The 17,217-nt window shown below is 67.0% G+C and carries 13 protein-coding genes; 6 read left to right on the forward strand and 7 right to left on the reverse strand.

The features are described from left to right. The 7 genes from NP534_RS19170 to NP534_RS19200 form a co-directional block, all read right to left on the reverse strand. Nucleotides 1-1,467 (reverse strand): oligopeptide/dipeptide ABC transporter ATP-binding protein (locus tag NP534_RS19170; RefSeq protein WP_274099739.1); only part of this gene is annotated, 1,467 nt, incomplete at its 3' end. Continuing rightward, nucleotides 1,464-2,291 (reverse strand): ABC transporter permease, encoded by an 828-nt coding sequence (locus tag NP534_RS19175; RefSeq protein WP_274099740.1) that lies wholly within the window; start codon nt 2,289-2,291, stop codon nt 1,464-1,466. The genes NP534_RS19170 and NP534_RS19175, both read right to left, overlap by 4 nt. Continuing rightward, nucleotides 2,284-3,363 (reverse strand): ABC transporter permease, encoded by a 1,080-nt coding sequence (locus NP534_RS19180; RefSeq protein WP_274099741.1) that lies wholly within the window; start codon nt 3,361-3,363, stop codon nt 2,284-2,286. The genes NP534_RS19175 and NP534_RS19180 overlap by 8 nt, the downstream gene beginning before the upstream one ends. After that, nucleotides 3,356-4,933 (reverse strand): ABC transporter substrate-binding protein, encoded by a 1,578-nt coding sequence (locus tag NP534_RS19185; RefSeq protein ID WP_274099742.1) that lies wholly within the window; start codon nt 4,931-4,933, stop codon nt 3,356-3,358. The genes NP534_RS19180 and NP534_RS19185 overlap by 8 nt, the downstream gene beginning before the upstream one ends. A gap of 10 nt (nt 4,934-4,943) precedes the next feature. Then, nucleotides 4,944-6,131, reverse strand: coding sequence for an LLM class flavin-dependent oxidoreductase (locus NP534_RS19190; protein ID WP_274099743.1), 1,188 nt, complete (start codon nt 6,129-6,131; stop codon nt 4,944-4,946). 63 nt (nt 6,132-6,194) lie between these two features. Continuing rightward, the gene (locus tag NP534_RS19195; RefSeq protein WP_033697159.1) at nt 6,195-6,926 is read right to left on the reverse strand and encodes a class II aldolase/adducin family protein; all 732 of its coding nucleotides are present in this window, start codon (nt 6,924-6,926) and stop codon (nt 6,195-6,197) included. A 27-nt stretch (nt 6,927-6,953) separates the two neighbouring features. Then, nucleotides 6,954-8,009 (reverse strand): ABC transporter substrate-binding protein, encoded by a 1,056-nt coding sequence (locus NP534_RS19200; RefSeq protein WP_274099744.1) that lies wholly within the window; start codon nt 8,007-8,009, stop codon nt 6,954-6,956. A 356-nt stretch (nt 8,010-8,365) separates the two neighbouring features. Between NP534_RS19200 and NP534_RS19205 the strand changes: the two genes are divergently transcribed. The 6 genes from NP534_RS19205 (at nt 8,366) to NP534_RS19230 (ending at nt 17,096) form a co-directional block, all read left to right on the forward strand. Further along, a complete protein-coding gene (locus NP534_RS19205) occupies nt 8,366-9,598 on the forward strand; it encodes an acyl-CoA dehydrogenase family protein (RefSeq protein WP_274099745.1) in 1,233 nt (410 codons plus the stop codon). Nucleotides 9,599-9,686: 88 nt separating this feature from the next. Continuing rightward, nucleotides 9,687-11,462: an ABC transporter ATP-binding protein gene (locus NP534_RS19210; RefSeq protein ID WP_274099746.1), complete on the forward strand. Its 1,776-nt coding sequence runs from the start codon at nt 9,687-9,689 to the stop codon at nt 11,460-11,462. Continuing rightward, nucleotides 11,455-13,302: an ABC transporter ATP-binding protein gene (locus NP534_RS19215; protein ID WP_274099747.1), complete on the forward strand. Its 1,848-nt coding sequence runs from the start codon at nt 11,455-11,457 to the stop codon at nt 13,300-13,302. The genes NP534_RS19210 and NP534_RS19215 overlap by 8 nt, the downstream gene beginning before the upstream one ends. 503 nt (nt 13,303-13,805) lie before the next feature. Continuing rightward, complete coding sequence (locus tag NP534_RS19220; RefSeq protein WP_274099748.1) at nt 13,806-14,957, forward strand: LLM class flavin-dependent oxidoreductase; 1,152 nt, start codon at nt 13,806-13,808, stop codon at nt 14,955-14,957. Between the two features lie 19 nt (nt 14,958-14,976). Then, nucleotides 14,977-16,041, forward strand: coding sequence for an ABC transporter substrate-binding protein (locus tag NP534_RS19225; RefSeq protein ID WP_274099749.1), 1,065 nt, complete (start codon nt 14,977-14,979; stop codon nt 16,039-16,041). Further along, nucleotides 16,038-17,096 (forward strand): ABC transporter substrate-binding protein, encoded by a 1,059-nt coding sequence (locus tag NP534_RS19230; RefSeq protein ID WP_274099750.1) that lies wholly within the window; start codon nt 16,038-16,040, stop codon nt 17,094-17,096. The genes NP534_RS19225 and NP534_RS19230 overlap by 4 nt, the downstream gene beginning before the upstream one ends. Nucleotides 17,097-17,217 lie beyond the last annotated feature (121 nt).

The raw sequence follows: 17,217 nt of genomic DNA on the forward strand, positions 1-17,217 counted from the left end.
CTCGCCACCCGACAAACTCTGCGGGTACAGGCCTGCCACACGCGCCGGCAGCGACACCCGCGCCAGCACCGCCTCGACCCGGCGATGCGCCTCATCACCGCGCACACCAAAAAAATGCGCCAACGGCGCGCTGAGGGTTTGCGCGATCGTCTGGCGTGGGTTCAAGGCCCGGTAAGGGTTCTGAAACACATACTGGATCTGGTGACGCAGCCGCGCATCACGCTGACGCGCCGCAAACGCCAACGGCTCGCCGCCATAGCGCAGCTGGCCCTGCACGTTCTCGGCCAACCCGGCGATGGCCCTGGCCAGGCTGGTCTTGCCCGAGCCGGACTCGCCCACCAGCGCCAGGCACTCGCCTGGTGCCACCTGCAAAGACACATCGAACAGCACCTGGCGGTCGTACGCCACATCCAGCCCCTGGACCTCCAGCAACGCACCTTCACCCGGCGCCGTAACCGCCTCGAGAGCGACGTCGCCAAGGGGCAATACCTCACGGTGCGGCACCAGGCAGGCGACCTGATGACCCGCGTCGAGCGCCGACAGCGAAGGTTCTATCACCGCACACTCGGCACGCCGCCGGGCACAGCGCGGGGCGAAGGCACAGCCCGCAGGCCGCTGTCCCGGTGCCGGCGCGTGCCCGGCGATGGCTTGCAGCGGCTGACGCTTGGCAATGTCAGGGATCGCCGCGAGCAAGGCGCGGGTGTAGGGGTGCGCCGGGGCGCTGAACAGCCTCTCGCGGCCCGTCACTTCAACCAGCCGGCCGGCATACATCACCATCACCCGGTCGACCAGGTCACGTACCACGGCCAGGTCGTGGGTCACGTACAGCGCCGCCACGCCTTGGCCTCGGCACAGGCGCTTGAGGGTGTCCAGCACATGCGCCTGGGTGCTGACGTCCAGCGCCGTGGTGGGCTCGTCGAGCACGATCAGCCTGGGCCGCAGCACAAACGCCAGCGCCAGCATCACCCGCTGCTGCTGCCCACCGGACAACTGGTGGGGGAAACGCCGCAGGAAGGCCGCATCATCCGGCAAGCCGACATCGACCAGGGTCTCCTGGATACGCTGCTGCACTGCATCGCCCGGCAATTTCGGCAAATGCGCCCGCACGGTTTCGCGCAGCAATGCGCCAATGCGCAGGGCCGGGTTCAGCGCGGTGGCCGGGTCCTGGGCGACGTAGCCGACCAACCCGCCGCGCGCCAGACGCAGGGCCTCGCCCTCGAGTTCGAGCACCGCCTGCCCGGCCACCGCAATGTGCCCACCGGTAATCCGCGCACCCTGCCGCGCATGGCGCAACAAGGCGGTGGCCAGGGTGGTCTTGCCCGAACCGGACTCGCCCACCAGCCCAACGATTTCACCCGCTGCCAGGCTGAACGAGACATCGGCCAGCACATCCACCTGCCCGGCCAGTTCCACCCGCAGGTCACTGACCTGCAACACGTCGCTGGCAATCTTCACCGCCGCCGTCATGGCTGCTTCTCCCCGATACGTGCACTGACCCGGCCGATACCCTCGGCCAGGATATTGGTGCCATAGGCGAACACGGCAATCAGCAGTGCCGGCGCCAGCACCGCCCAGGGCTGGACCAGCAGGCCGGCCTGGTTTTCGTTGATCATCAGGCCCCAATCGGCCGCAGGCGGCGCTACGCCGTAGCCCAGGAAGCTCAAGCCCGAGAGCATGCCCACCGCCCAGGTCAACATGTTGCCGAAGTGCACCAGCAGCGGCGTAAGAATGTTCGGCAGGATTTCGTTGAACAGGATGCGCCAGCGGGAGTAGCCCATCATCTGCGCGGCCTCGACAAACTCCTGGCCTGCCACCGCCACCGCACTGCCACGCGCAAGGCGGATGACCCCGGGGGTGAAGGCGATGGCCACGGTCAGCACAATCAGCCACGGTGCACGGCCAAGCATCGATACGATCAGCAGCACCAGGATCAGGTCCGGGAAGGCCAACGAGACATCCGCCGCCCAACTGATCGCCTGGTCCAGCCGACGGCGCGAGAACCCGGCCAACAGGCCCAGGCTGCCCCCGACCAGCAACGCCAGGGTGGCCGCCGCCACCGACATCCACAGCACCGACACGCCGCCGCTGAGCAGGCGTGACAGCAAGTCGTGGCCAAGAAAATCATGCCCCAACGGCGCACCGGCAGTCGGCGGGCCGTACACCGGCCCGACCATGGCCGTGGGGGCATGGGGCGCGAGCCAGGGGCCAAGTACAGCCACCAGCACCACCCACGAGGTAATCACGGCGCCGCGCCGCACCTGCGGGTCGGCCAGCCAGCGTGCGTCAGTCATGAGTAGCCTCCTGGGCAGGTGTGCTGCGTGCGCGCCGCCACCAGGGGCGGATGCCGCGCCGGTTACGGCGGATCATCTTGACCCGGCGCGCGGTGCGCAATTTGGGGGTGAGCAGAACGGTGAGCAGATCCGCCAGCAGGTTGATCAGCACCACGGCCAGGGTGATGACCAACACCACGCCCTGGATCATCGGCAAGTCGCGCATCTGGATCGCCGCATTGAGGGCGGTGCCGATACCGGGGTAGCTGAAGATCACCTCAGCCAGCAGCGCGCCGCCGACCAGTGTGCGCAGGGTCAGCGCCACGCCCTGGATCGCCGGGGTCAGGGCGTTGGGCAAGGTATGGCGCCAGACGATAAGCCGCTCCGGTATGCCGCGCAGGCGGGCGGCAACCACATAATCGGACTCCAGCGCCTCGATCATCGAGGCACGCACCATCCGCGTCAGGTACGGCAGCGCCGACAAACTCAGGGCAACCACCGGCAGCACCAGCGACGGCAGCTGCCGCCACAGGGGCAGTTGCGGGTCAAGGATCGACACCGCCGGTAGCCAACCCATGCCAGGCATGGAAAACAGCAGCACCAGGCCGATGGCCAGCAGAAAGCTCGGCGTGGCCTTCAACAGGATCAATGCCGACAGGCCCCAGCGGTCCAGCGGCCGATCACGCCGCAAGGCCAGGCTCGCGCCGAGGGTGAGTGCCAGCGGCACCACCAGCGCCAGCACGCCGGCCAGCAGTGCCAGGGTATGGCCAAGACGACCGAACAGCAGCTGCGCCACGGGCACCTGCGAGTCCAGCGAAATACCCAGGTCACCGCGCAGCGCCGCGCCCATCCAACGCAGGTACTGGACCAGGATCGGCTGATCGAGGCCCAGTTGCCGCTGCAAGGTCAGGATGCTTTGCAGCGGCGCATCGGGGCCAAGAATGACCCGCGCCGGGTCCGAGGGCAGCGCCTGGGTGGCGATGAACACCACCAGGCTGATGACCCACGCGGTCAGCAGGCCGTAGCCCAGACGGCCTATGAACCAGGCCAGCCAGGCCGGCGTACGTGGGGAGCGGTGAGCGTGATCAGGCATGGTTCAACCAGAGTTCATCGAAGCGCCAGGAGGCGAAAGTGGTCTGTTCCGGGGCAAGCCCACCCACCTTGGCGGACGCCGCATCGAGCACGTCGGAAAAGCCCCAGATCAACAGGCCGCCGCGTTCGTGCTGGATCACCTGGGCCTCGTGCACCAGCGCTTTACGCCGCTCAAGATCCGGTTGGGCCAGGGCCTGGTGGAACAGTTCGGTAAAGCGAGGGTCATGGAAGTTGCTGCGGTTGTAGATGGCCTGCGGGGCATCGTTGTGCAACGCCGAGGCGAGGAAGCCGCGGGCCGGCGTAGAGCCCGGCGACAGCTGCCACTGCTCGCGCTGCGGGCCGTTGAATACCGAGCCATCGACCTGGTTGACCTTGACCTGAACGCCCGCCTTCTGTGCTTGCTGGGCAAACACCAGGGCGGCATTCACGCCGGGGCCTGGCGTGGTGGTCAGCTCGACGCGCAAGTCGTCCTGCCCGGCCTGGCGCAGCAGCGAACGGGCCTGATCGAGGTCGTAGGGGCGCTGGGCGAGCGCATGGTTGTAGGTCGGGTCGTGGGGCGAGTACAGGTCGTTGGCGATGCGGCCGAAGCCATTGAGCCCGCGCGCTACCAGTTCCTGGCGGTCGGCGAGCAGGCGCAATGCCTGGCGCACGCGCACATCCTGGAAGGGTGCCTTGGCCAGGTTCAGGTTGAAGCCGGTGAACGACGTGCTGGGCGAGGCGTACAGGCGCAGGCGCGGGTCGGCCTTGAGCAAGGCGCTGTGTTCGGCCTGCACCCCGCTGGCCACGTCCACTTGCCCGGCACGCAAGGCGGCGGCCCGCGAGACCTGGTCCTTGAATTCGATGATTTCCAGCTCATCGGCATAGGGGCGGTTGGGCTTGTAGTAGTTTTCGAAGCGGGTGTAGAGCGAGCGCTGCCCGGGGATGAAGCTTTTCAGCTTGTAAGGCCCCGCCCCGACCGGGTTGGTCACTGGGTGGTAGTCGGTGGGCACGATGCCGCCGAAGCTGATCAGCGTTTCATCCAGCGGGTAGAAACTCTGCCCGTGTTTGAAGCGGATTTCGAGGGTGCGAGGGTCGACTTTGCGCAGCGCCTGGCGGTCGATGGCACCGACCAGCCCGGCAAACGGCGACGCCAACTGCGGGTCGGTCAGGCGCAGGATCGAGAACAGCATGTCGTCGGCCGTGATGCTCTTGCCATGGTGAAACTCCAGCCCCGGCTTGATGCGGATGGTCCAGGCGCTGGCATCGGCATTCGGTTCGGCGAATTCGGCCAGGGCCAGGCGCGTGCTGACATCCGGGTTCCACTCCCAGAACTTGGCATACAGCGCCCAGCCGCGGATGATCCCTCCGCCCAACGGTTTGTGAGCATCGAGGTTGCCGGCCTGGTCACCGTCGATGATGCCCACGCGCAAACGCCCACCGTGCACCGGCGTGGCCGCCAATGCGGCGGCGCCAGCCGTTGCCGCAGGCGCGCCGCCGTCGCAGCCGCTGAGCAGCCCGCCACCGAGCAGCAAGCCTCCCCCCACGGCCAGGCTGTTGCCGAGAAACACCCGGCGCGAAAACAGCTCACTCATCACCCTCTCCTTACGCCGGTTGCGCCACGGTCGGTTTGGCCTGGGCGCCGAGGCGTGGCACGTCGAAACCATGGTCCAGGTCGAGCAGCGGGAACAGCAGGTCTGCCACCCGGTGGGCTTCGTCGATCAACGGGAAGCCCGACAGGATGAACGCCGAGGTGCCCTGGGCTTCGTATTCGCGGATCCTCGCGGCCACCTGTTCGGCGCTGCCAACCAGGTAGGTGCCGGCAGCCGGGCCCAGCAGGTTGAAACCGAACAGGCTGGGGCCCAGCCAGACGTTGGGGTGGATCTCCAGCTCACGGGCGGTGGGCAGGCGCCCGGCGCGAATGCTGTCGAGGTTGCGCTGGATGCGCGGGTCGTCGCTGACGTAGCTGTCCAGGGTCTGCCCCGCCGGCAGCTGGCGCTCGATGGCCGCCCGGGCGGTGGCCAGCGAGGTGCGCTGCAGCAGCCGCTCGGCATGGGCCCAGGCTTCTTCTTCGGTCTCGCGCACGATGATTTGCAGGCGCGTGCCATAGGTCAGCTCGCGGCCGATTTTTGCGGCTTCTGCCGCCACCCGGCGGAACTTGTCGCCGAGTTTTTGCGGGGTATCGGCGAAGCTCAGGTAGACGTCGAGCAACTGCACCGAATGGGCTACGCCCGGCGCTGAAGTGCCTGCGCCCCACAGCGGGATGCCAGGTTTCTGCCTAGGGGGGTGCCAGCCGCCCAGCGGGTGGCTGGCCGCCGCTGGCGCACGTGGCGAGAGCTTGACGTAGCGCCCGTGGTAGCCCGCGGTTTCGCCGGCGTAGAAGCCCTGGAACGCTCGCCAGTATTCCAGGCTGAAGTCGTAGCGTTCATCGTGCGGGTAATGTACGCCCAGTGTGGCCAGGCCTGCGTCGTTGCCATTGACCACATTGAACAGCAGGCGGCCGTTGGAGAACTGGTCGAAAGTGAGTGCCCACTTGGCCAGTACCGCGGGTGACAGTTCGCCTGGGTGCTGGGCGACCAGGAAGCGCAGCCGCGATGTGGCATCGATCAGGGCGGCCGACACCGCGAGGCTTTCGTTGGGGCTGGAGCCGAGCAGCGAGCCGTAGAAGCCCAGGCGATCAGCCGCGATGGCCAGTTGCTTGAGGTGCTCGAAATCGGTGTTCCAGCGGCCTTCTGGCTCCCAGGGATAGGGGCCGTCGGGGGTGGTGAGGTACCAGAGAATTTTTACTGCCATGGGGCTGTTCCTTGAGCGGGTGAGTAGGCCTTGGGGGGCTGCTATGCAGCCCCAGCTATCGCATCAGCTACGCCGATCGATGCCTGGCACCAGCCCCAGTTCGGTTGCGCGCTCATACAACCCACTCATCTTCCACTGCTGGGTCAGCACCCCAGGGCCATAGGGCCGCGAGCCGCCCAGTGCATCAGCCAGCAACTGAATCTGCGCGCCCTCCTCCAGCAACAAGATGAACTCGGCCGTTGCCCGCAGCCCCTGCTTGCCCCACACGGTGGAGCCGCCGTTGGCTTCCAGAATGGCCAGGTTGAACGGGTTTTCGGCAATCTTGTCGAGGATGAAGTCCACCTCGGCCTGACGCCGGTCGATGTACACCGGCAACTCCCTGGCCAGCTGGTAGCGCTGCACCGGCACATAGTGGAACGGCAAGGTGCGGTGGGTCTGGGCCCAGGCGCCGAGGTAAGGGCTGTGCACATGCGAGACCGTGGTGATGTCAGGGTGCGTGTGGAACAGTTTGGTGTAGCGGCCCAGGCCGCCTTTGCCCTTGCCGACGATGACGTTGCCAGAGAAGTCGGTCACGGTGGCCTGCAGCGGCTTGCGGTGGTTCCAGGGGCCGCCGTAGTTCACCGACACCAGCAGCTCTTCACCGGGCACGCGCTCGATGAAACCGACCGTGCCATTGGCGGTGATGGTGTTGGTCTCGCGGAACACGGTAAACGCAGCTTCGGCTTCAGCCACCACCTGGTCGATGAAGGCTTGCAGTTCGGCAGTGACGGGGCGTTCGTTGATCAGTACGGTCATGTTCAATCTCCGGTTGCTAGTGCAAGGTCAGGCGCGGCGCTGGGCCAGCAGTTCATGGGCAGCTTGCAGGGGCCTTGGGTCGACCCAGTCGGCGATGTTGAAATCGGCTTCCAGGAAGCCATGCAGGTAGAGAAAGTCTTTTTGCCTGCCGAGGAAGGCCAGGCGTTGCTCGGACAGGTCCGGCGCCAAGGTGGTGTGGAAGGCGCCGCGGTAGGCGTCGGCCACACCCTGGCTACCGGCGCGGGTTTCGTCTTCGAGGAAGCGGTTCAGTGCCTCGCGGTTGCCCGCGGCCCACTCGGCAGCGCGCAAGGTCTGGGCGAGGAAGCGCGCGACCAGGTCGAAATGGTTGTCGAGCAGGCTCTGGTGAACGGTGATCGGCCTGGGCGTACCGTTGTTGATGCGGTGGCGCGGGTCAGGCAGCAGGTCGAGGTCGACGCCCACCACCAGGCCCAGGCGCCGCGCCGCATCGGCAGCTGCCGCGCCCTTCACGTAGACGGCGTCGACTTCGCCGCGCACCAGGTAATCAAGGCCAGACCACAGGCGCTGCAGGCCCAGTTGCGGGGTAGCGGCGCTGGCCTGGTCGAGCAGCGCCACTTCCACCAGTTGCACGTCATCGAGCTGCAGGCTGGCCGAGGCCAGGGCGCCTTTGTAACCCTGCAGGCTCATGGCGCGGGCAATGCTGCCGGGGCGGCTGTCGCCCCAGGCCGGCAGGGCCAGGCGCTTGCCGCGCAGGTCGGCGGCGCTGCGGATGCCTGCGTCGGGGCGCACCAGGATGGTCTGCCATTCTTCGATCCAGGTCAGGCCGATCAGCCGGCTTGGCGAACCGGCGGCACGGGCGGCCAGTGCCGGCACGTTACCGCCTTCGCGAAACAGCCCTGGCAGCTGGTGATCGTAATGGTGGTGGCCGAGCTGACGGGCCTCTTGCAGGGTCGAGACCGGCAAACCGTCACGGGCGAACTCTTCGTCCAGCCAGCCAAGCTTGTAGGCAATGCCCGAGGCGGTGGGCACAGGGCAGCGGGTGAACCAGATGCGGTCCAGGGCGGTAGGGTCGTCGGTATGCGTTGCAGCAGTAGCACGTGTCATGGGGTGGCTCCTTGGGCGTCGTGAAAGCCCCATTGCAGCGTGCGTGCCAACCGCTGGAGGCCTTGATTTACGCGGAACTCGTAGTCGCTCGCAGGCCCTGGCTGCTGGGCACGGAGCAGGATTGCGGGCGGGCTGCTGCCAGACCAGCAGGGGCACTGCTGCTGGGGCAGCAAAAGCTGGCGAGGGCCACGTGGAATGGGGCCTGGCGAGGGGTGGCAAAGATATTGCTCAAGGGCATTTGACCGCGGTGTCGCCATCCGCAGGTAAACCGCCTCCACAGGGGCCGTGCACGCCCTGCAGGGGCGGTTTACCCGCGCAGCAGGCGCACTGGCCCCTCAAGCAACCGAGACCTTTCCATGAGCGCCATAGAACCCAGCCCCACCCACCGCTTGACCAGCGAGGCCGAAGCCATCGCTGCTGCCCGCGAGGTCGCCGCACAGATCGCGGTACTCGCCGCCAACCCGGCCAACAACGGCCAACTGCCGCGCCGCCAGGCCGAACTGCTGTCCAGCAGCGGCCTCACCGCCATTGGCGTACCGGCCGAGTTCGGCGGCCTGGGTGCCTCGGTGCAAACCCTCGTCGAAACCGTGCGCCTGATCTCCATTGCCGATGGCGGCGTCGGCCAGTTGCTGCAGATTCACAACGTGATGCTGCGCGGCATTTTCACCGGCTACGCCAGCGAAGTACGTGACCGCCTGATCGCCGACGTGCTGGCCGGCAAGCGCTTTGGCAATGCCCTGGCCGAGGTCGGCGGCAAGAACAAGTTCGCCCTCAAGACCCGCGTCGAGCGCCGCGCCGATGGCAAGCTGGTGCTCAATGGCAGCAAGTTCTACTCCACCGGTTCATACCTCGCCGACTGGATTTCGCTGACCGCCGCCAGCGAGGACGGCGGCGTTGGTGTCCTGCTGCACCGCGACACTCCCGGGCTGACCCTGGTCGACGACTGGCAGGCCTTCGGCCAGCAGAACTCGGTGAGCGGCACGGTGAACTTCGACGAAATCGTGCTCGACGAGCGCTACCTGTCGCGGCGTAGCGGCCCGATGAAGCGCACCGGCCTGACCTTCCCGCAGATTCTCCACGCGGCCATCGACACCGGCATCGCGGCCGGCGCGCTGCAGGCGGGCGTCGACTACCTGCGCGAGCATGCGCGGGCCTGGGTGGAAAGTGGCGTCGAGCGCGCCAGCGACGAGCCGCATGTCATTCGCCAGATAGGCGAGTACGCGGTGGCCCTGCGCGGGGCCGAGTCAGTGCTGCGTGATGCTGCGCAGGTGTTCGACGCGCATGAGCGTGACCCGGAGGACAAGGCCCTGCAGGACGAGCTGATTCTCTCGGTGGCGACTGCCCGTGCGCATTCCGATGGCGCGTCGCTGAAGATCGCCAGCGACCTGTTTTCGCTGCTGGGGGCCAGTGCTTCGTTGAGCAAGTGGAACCTTGACCGATTCTGGCGAAACGCGCGGGTGCATACCACCCATGACCCGATTCGCTGGCGGCTGCACAACGTGGGTAACTATTACCTCAACGGTGCCGATCCGGGGGAGTACACCGCTGTGCTCAATGCCAAGGAAGCGCAGGGCGCGACGCGCCGTTGAGCTTATGAACCCGGGGGGCGCTTTGCGCCCCCATCGCGACGCAAGGCCGCTCCTACAGGGGCCGTGTCGCTTTTGATCGAGCCTTTTCATGAACCATCCGCTTCTTCGTGCCTTGGCCATTTATCGTGAAATGCCCTGGCGCTTTGCGCTTGTCACCACGTTGTACATCGCTGGCAACCTTGGCCTGGTCTGGCAGCAATGGCTGATCGGCCACGCCGTGGACGATGTCAGCGCCGGCCGTGCCGTGGTGCGCCTGGCTGATGGCGGCCTGGACGCCGCCGTGGCCTGGCACTGGCTGTGGCTGCTGCTGGCCATCGCGCTGGGCCGTGGCCTGCTGCAGTACGCGGCAGCGGTGCTGTCGCTGGTGCTCAGCCAGGCCCTGCTGACGCGCCTGCGTGAACGTATCCTGACCCAGGTGCAGCGCCTGCACCTGGGCTACCACTGGCGCCACGGCATGGGTGAGTTGGTCACCCGCACCACCCGCGACGCCGACAAGGTGCGCGATGCGCTGATCACCTTCTGGCGGCAGATCATCGAAACACCCCTGGTGGTGATGGCGGCCGTGGGGCTGCTGAGTGGGTACGACCCGCTGCTCGGCCTGGTGCCACTGTTGCTGACCGGGGCCGGGCTGTGGCTGTTCGTCGTGCAGACCGATCGCCTGGTCAGCCTTGACCGAGCGGTAGGCGCCGCCTACGACCAGGTCAGCCAGGACCTGGCCGAAGGCATCGGTGGTGTACGGGTGATCAAGGCATTCGGCCTGGAGGGCCAGCGCATCGAGCGTTTCGCCAGCCAAGTGAACGTGTTCACCGGCCACGCACGGGCAGCCCTGGCCTACGCCAGCTCGCGCATTCCGCTGCCACAGGCGGTGGTGGCACTGGGGCATGTGTGGATCCTGGTGTACGGCGCCCATTGTGTGGCAGCGGGTACGCTGGGCATCGGCGAGCTGGTCACCTCGCTGCTGGTGGCCACCACGCTGGTGTTCCGTATCGAAGGCATCGGCCGGGTCATGCAGACCTTCGCCGACGCCCGTGCCAGTGCCGAACGTATCTGGCAGTTGCTGGACGAGCGCCCGGCGATCGTCGGCGGCCAAGCCACCCTGCCCCTGGGGCCGCTGGGGCTGAAACTGGCCCAGGTACGGGTCGGTGCGCCAGCGGGTGAGCGCGACATCCTGCATGACTGTTCGCTGACCCTGGAGCCCGGCGAGGTGGTGGCACTGGTCGGCGCCACGGGCACCGGCAAGAGCCTGCTGGCCAGCCTGCTGCCGCGCCTGGCCGACGTGCAGGGCGGCGCTGTGCTGGTCGGCAGTGACGCTGCAGGTTGGCACGATGTGCGTGAACTCGACCTGGCCGATTTGCGCCGGCGTGTGCAGGTACTGCCACAAGAAAGCTTTCTGTTCTCCGACAGCCTGGCCGCCAACCTGCGCCTGGCGGCCCCGCAGGCCAGCCCTGCACAACTGCGCGAAGGGCTGCGCCTGGCGGCGGCAGAGGACGTACTCGAACGCCTGCCCCACGGCCTCGACACCCCGCTGGGCGACCGCGGCGTGACCCTCTCCGGCGGCCAGCGCCAGCGCCTGTGCCTGGCTCGCGCACTGCTCGGCGCGCCCGACATCCTCTGCCTGGACGACGCCACCAGCGCGCTGGACGCCCTGGGCGAGCGCCAGGTGCTGCACAACATCCGCCGCCTGCGCGGCAGCACAGGCCAGGGGCCGACCTTGCTGCTGATCACCAGCCGCCTTTCGACCCTGCTGTTGGCCGACCGCGTGCTGATGCTGGAAAACGGCCGCATCAGCGCCAGTGGCAGCCATGCCGAGCTGAGCGCGAACAATGCCCACTACCGCGACCTGCTGGGGATCGACCATGACTGATACGCGCAACAAGACCCCCAGCGACATCGAGATCGAACAACATCTGGCGCGCCAGGCCTTGGACCGTGGCATGTTCCACCGCCTGCTACCGCTGCTGCGGCCGATCCGCCGACAGATCCTGGCAGTGATCGGCATCGAACTGCTGCTGGTGTTCACGGTGTTTCTGCGGCCCTGGTTCGTGCGCGAGCTGCTCGACAAGGGCCTGGTACCCAGCGCCGATCACTGGTTGCTGGACGAACGCCTGGTGCTGTGGCTGGGCTTGGGCCTGGCGGCCAGCTGGCTGGGGCGCTTCCTGCTGGCGGGGGTGTCGCAGTTCATTGCCGGGCGGGCGGCGATCCGCGTGCTCAACGACCTGCGGGTGAAGGTATTCGCCCATGTGCAGGCGCTGTCGGTGAGCTACTTCGACCAGACGCGCGCCGGGCGCATCATCTCGCGCGCCGATCGTGATGTGGATGCCCTGGAGCCGCTGCTGGTGCAAGGCCCGCCGGAGCTGCTCGGTGCTCTGCTGCGCTGCGGCCTGGCAGCGGTGATGCTGTGGCGTATCGAGCCAAGCTTCTTCTACAGCCTGGCCGCCACGGTGCCGCTGCTGGCCCTGGCTACCTGGCGTTTCAAACGGGTTTCGCAACGCAACTGGGCCAAGGTCGCCGAACAGCGCAGCCGTTTCACCGCCCACCTGGTCGAGAGCGTGAGCGGGGTGCGGCTGATTCAGCAGTGCGGCCAGGAACAGACCAACCAGGCGCGCTACCGGAGCCTGCTGGAGGACTTCAACCAGGCACTGATACACGGCAGCCTGCGCGCCGGCTGGTTTGCGCCGTTCACCGCACTGCTGAGCACGGCCGGCATGGCGGTGTTGCTGCTGGTCGGCGGCCATGGCCTGGCCGAAGGCAAGGTCAGCGTCGGCCAGGTGGCCGAGAGCCTGTTCTATGTGTTCCTGTTCCTGGGGCCGCTGCAAGAGCTGTCGGACCTGTTCGAACGCTACGCCACCGGCAGTGCCTCGGCGCAGCGGATCTTCCTGCTGCTCGACACCCGGCCACAGGTCCTTGACCCACCCTCGCCCCGCCCGCTGGCCAGGGCACGCGGCCAGGTGGACTTCGAACACGTGGGTTTTGCCTATGCGCCGAACAGCCCGCGCCGGGTGATCGACGGGCTCGACCTGCACATCCGCGCCGGCGAAGTGCTGGCCATCGTCGGCCCGTCCGGGCATGGCAAGAGCACCCTGGTGCAGTTGCTGACGCGGTTCTACGAGGTGCAAAGCGGCGCCGTGAAACTGGACGGCATCGACTTGCGCGAACTGGCCCAGCATGACCTGCGGCGCAACGTCGGTGTGGTGTTGCAGGACAACGTGCTGTTCAGCGGCAGCATCCTCGACAACCTGCGCCTTGCCGCCCCCGGTGCCGACGCTGCACGGCTGGTAGCGGCAGCCCGCGAGCTGGGGGCCGATGAGGTGCTCGAACGGCTGCCCCAGGGTTACCACACCGAAGTCGGCCCGCTGGGCGCGCACCTCAGCCACGGCCAGCGCCAGCTGGTGTGCCTGGTGCGCGCCTACCTGGCCGACCCGGCGGTGCTGGTGCTGGACGAAGCCACTTCAGCGGTGGATGTGCATACCGAACGGCGCATCCAGCAAGCCCTGCGCCGGCTGTGCCAGGGCCGCACGGCGATCATCATTGCCCATCGGCTGGCGACCATCCGCGATGCCGACCGCATTGCCGTGGTCCGGCATGGGCAGGTGGTGGAGCACGGCGCGCATGCAGAGCTGATGGAGCGTGGGGGGGCTTATGCGGCGCTGTATGAGGCGTATTTGCGCAGTGCCGGGGAGGTTGTTGCAGGTGCGCAAGCGTGATGTAGCGGCTGGCATGCCTTGGGATTTTTAGCGCCAGGGAGATCGAGCGCCGCCCGCGCGGCGCATCGCGAGCTAAGCTCGCTCCTACATTTGTTTCGGGCCAGTTATGCCTGAAGCATTGGCGCGCGACCCCTTTGGTGCTCGCCTCGATATCGCGTCGTGCAAACAAGGGGTCGCGCGCCTATTTAACAGGACTCACTGGCCCGAAACAAATGTAGGAGCGAGCTTAGCTCGCGATGCGCCGCGCGGGCGGCGCTCGATCTCCCAGGCGCTAAAAATCCAAAGCCATGCGACCTGGCTTCCCCATGACCTCAAATGCCCCTGCACTTCGCAGGCTCTCTCATGCTGCTCCCCCAGCATCCACTGCTTACCGATTGCTGCCACAGCAGCACCCGGCCCTCTGCCCCCTGCGCAAACCCCTGCCCCATAAGGCTGCAGCCGTGCATGGCACAGCCGTTGCACCTGCCTCCCCATCCGCACAACCGCCCCCCTCAGGAGCCCCCATGACCACCGAATTCTTCTGGCGCCTGCCCCTGGGCACCGATGGCCCGCAGTTGTCCACCGACCGCCACAACCGTGGCAACCCCCACCACCGCCCCGGCAACATCGCCCCCGGTCGCCTGCCCAATGGCGAAAGCGACGGTTTCACCTACATCGACTACATCGCCCAGGTGGCCAAGGCCGCTGAACTGGCGGGCTTCGAGGGGGCCTTGCTGCCCACCGGCCCCGAGCCGTGGATCGCCGCCGCCGCGCTGGCCCGCGAAACCCGCCGCATACGCTTTCTGATCGCGTTCCAGGCCACCTGGACCCTCCCCGCCTATGCCGCGCAACAGGCCGCCATCCTGCAGAACCTGAGCGGAGGCAGGCTGGACTGGAACATCATCACCGGCGGCAACCCGGCCAGTCAGCGGGCCAACGGCGACTTCCTCGAACACGACTTGCGCTACAAGCGCACCGGCGAATTCCTCGACGTGATCCAGGGCCTGTGGCAGCAGGACACGTTCTCCTACGAAGGCGACATCTATCGCCTGGAACACGGCAGCCTGCCAGCGGGCCTGCAACACGAACGCAAGCCGGGTGTGTACTTCTCCGGGTTTTCCGATGCCGCGCTGGAGGTGGCTGCGCGCCACGCCGATGTGTACCTGAACTGGGCCGAGCCGATCGACAAGCTCAAGCCCCATATCGAGCGGGTCAGCGAGCTGGCCGACAAACAAGGGCGCACGGTGCGCTTCGGCCTGCGCGTCGACCTGTTCGCCCGCGAGACCGAAGAGCAGGCCTGGCGTGAACTGCGCCAGCAGTTCGAGCGCCTGGAAGGCAAGGCCAGCGCCTCGGCCAAGGGCTTCGTCAGCGGCTCCGACTCGGTCGGCGGCGCACGCCAGGCGGCCTACCACCAACACCTGCAAGGGTTCGACGAGTTGGTCCTGGCACGCAACCTGTGGGCCGGTTTCGCCAAGGCCAAACCCGGCCCGACCGTGGGCCTGGTGGGTAGCCACCAGCACATCGCCGAGCGCCTGGCCGAATACCGTGATGCCGGTTTCAGCACCTTCATCCTGGCCGCCAACCCGCACCTGGAAGAGGCCTTGCGCATTGGCCAGGAAGTGCTGCCACTGGTGCAGCAGACTGCGGCCACCACCCCCTTGAAGGCCAGCGCCTGAAGCCGACCGGAGCATGCACATGAGCAACCCCCTCGACACCCTGTGGTATACCCGCTGCCCAGTGCCCACCGGCCTGGGCATCGCCGTGCAGCAAGGCTGGCTGCAGGACGACCTGGCCAGCCTCGGCACCCAGGTGCAGTCGCTGCGCGAGGCCGACCAGCAGGCGGTGCGCGAATCGCACTTCGACCACAGCCTGCGCAACTCGGTGCGCCACGGTGGCAGCATTCCGGCGATCTGGGCCCGTGCCCAAGGGCGGGACACACGCGTGATCGGGCTGTCCTGGGCCGATGAGGCGCAGTTGATCCTGACCCGCCCAGACAGTGGCATCCACACGGTCAAAGACCTCAAGGGGCGCCGCTTCGGCCTGCCCGACTGGGCCTCGGCGCAGATCGACTTCACCCGCGCCCAGGCCTTGCGTGGGCTGGAAAACGCCCTGAAGCTCGAAGGCCTGCAAGTGGGCGACGTGGCGTTGGTCAACTACCACTACGACGGTACCTTCAGCGACCGCCCGGTGCGCAATGTGGCCGGTACACCGGTATCCAGCAGCCAAAGCGAAGGCCGCAACCTGGAGCTGGCCGGGCTGCTGCGCGGCGAGGTCGATGCCATCTTCCTCAAGGGCGCCAGCGCCGTGCAACTGGCCCATGCCTTTGCCTTGCACACGGTGATCGACACCGGCAGCCACCCCGACCCGCTGATCCGCAGCAACAACGGCACGCCGCGTACCCTGGCGGTGGACAGCCACCTGCTGGCGCAGCACCCGAAGGTGGTGCGCACCTTGCTGTCGTCAGTACTGCGCGCCGAGCGCTGGGCCCATCAGCACCCCGACGAAACCCGCCGCTACCTGGCCCAGGAAACCAACAGCAGCGAATACTGGGTCACGGTCGCTTACGGCGCCGATGCCCACTTGCGTCTGAGCACCCGGCTGGAGGAGCAGGCCATCGACGCCCTGCAAGATTTTGTCGAATTTCTCAAACGCTGGCGCTTCATCCCGAACCGTTTCGAGGTACGCGACTGGATCGACCGCCAACCGCTGGACCACTTGCTGGCACCCACTCCCCTGGACAGGAAGCCCGTTACCCCATGACCAAGCCACTGGAAACTCTCTGGTACACCCACAGCCCTGTGCCCACCGGGCTCGGCATTGCCGTGCAATCCGGGCGCCTGGCCGAAGCTTTTGCGCCGTTCGGCACCAACATCCAGTCGTTGCGCGAGTCCAGCGAACGGGAGGTGCGCGAAGCCCACTACGACCATCACCTGCAGAACTCCGTGCGCCACGGTGGCAACATCCCGGCGATCTGGGCCTATGCCAGCGGGGTCGAAACCCGGGTGCTGGGGCTGTCGTGGAGCGACGAGGTGCAGCTGATTCTGACCACCGAAGAAAGCGGTGTGCGCAGTATCCGCGACCTGAAAAACCGCCGCTTCGGCCTGCCCAAGTGGGCCAACGTGCAAATCGACTTCACCCGCGCGCAGGCCCTGCGCGGGCTGGAGAACGCGCTCAAGCTCGAAGGCCTGAGCGTGGCTGATGTCGATCTGGTCGACTACCCCTACGGCGGCACCTACAGCGACGATGCCAAGCAGCACCTGTACGGCGCCGAAGTGAGCCTGGACACCAGCCGCTTCAGCCGGCGCAACAATGAGCTGATCGGCCTGCTGCGCGGCGACATCGACGCGATCTTCCTCAAGGGCGCCCACGCGGTACACCTGGCCCACGAGTTCGGCCTGCGGGTGGTGGTCGACACCGGCAGCCACCCCGACCCGTTGATCCGCAGCAACAACGGTACGCCGCGCACCTTGACCGTGGACAGGCACCTGCTGGAAGAGCACTTCGATGCCAGCCGCACACTGGTCGACACCGTGCTGCGCACCGAGCAGTGGGCCTGGGCCAACCCGGAGGAGACCCGGCGTTTTCTGGCGCGCGAACTGAACACCAGCGAGTACTGGGTAGCGGCGGCTTACGGTGATGATGCCCACCGGCGCTTGCGCACGACGCTGGATGGGCGTTCGATCGACGCGTTGCAGGACTTTACCGAGTTCTTGTTCAGGTGGGGGTTCATACCGCGCCGGTTCGATGTGCGCGAATGGATCGACTTCAGGGTATTGGAGAGTGTGATCGGCTCGACTTCGCGGTTGGCGGTGTGATTGCAGGGGGGCCGCTTGGCTGCCCCAGCATTCCTGATGAGCAGCTGCTGCCCCAGCAGCACCCGCCAAGCAGCCCACTGCTGCCAGATCGGCAACATCCTACAAATAAAATCAAATAGCC

The sequence above is a fragment of the Pseudomonas sp. 39004 genome (assembly GCF_028682155.1).
GTDB classification, from domain to species: Bacteria; Pseudomonadota; Gammaproteobacteria; order Pseudomonadales; family Pseudomonadaceae; genus Aquipseudomonas; species Aquipseudomonas capeferrum.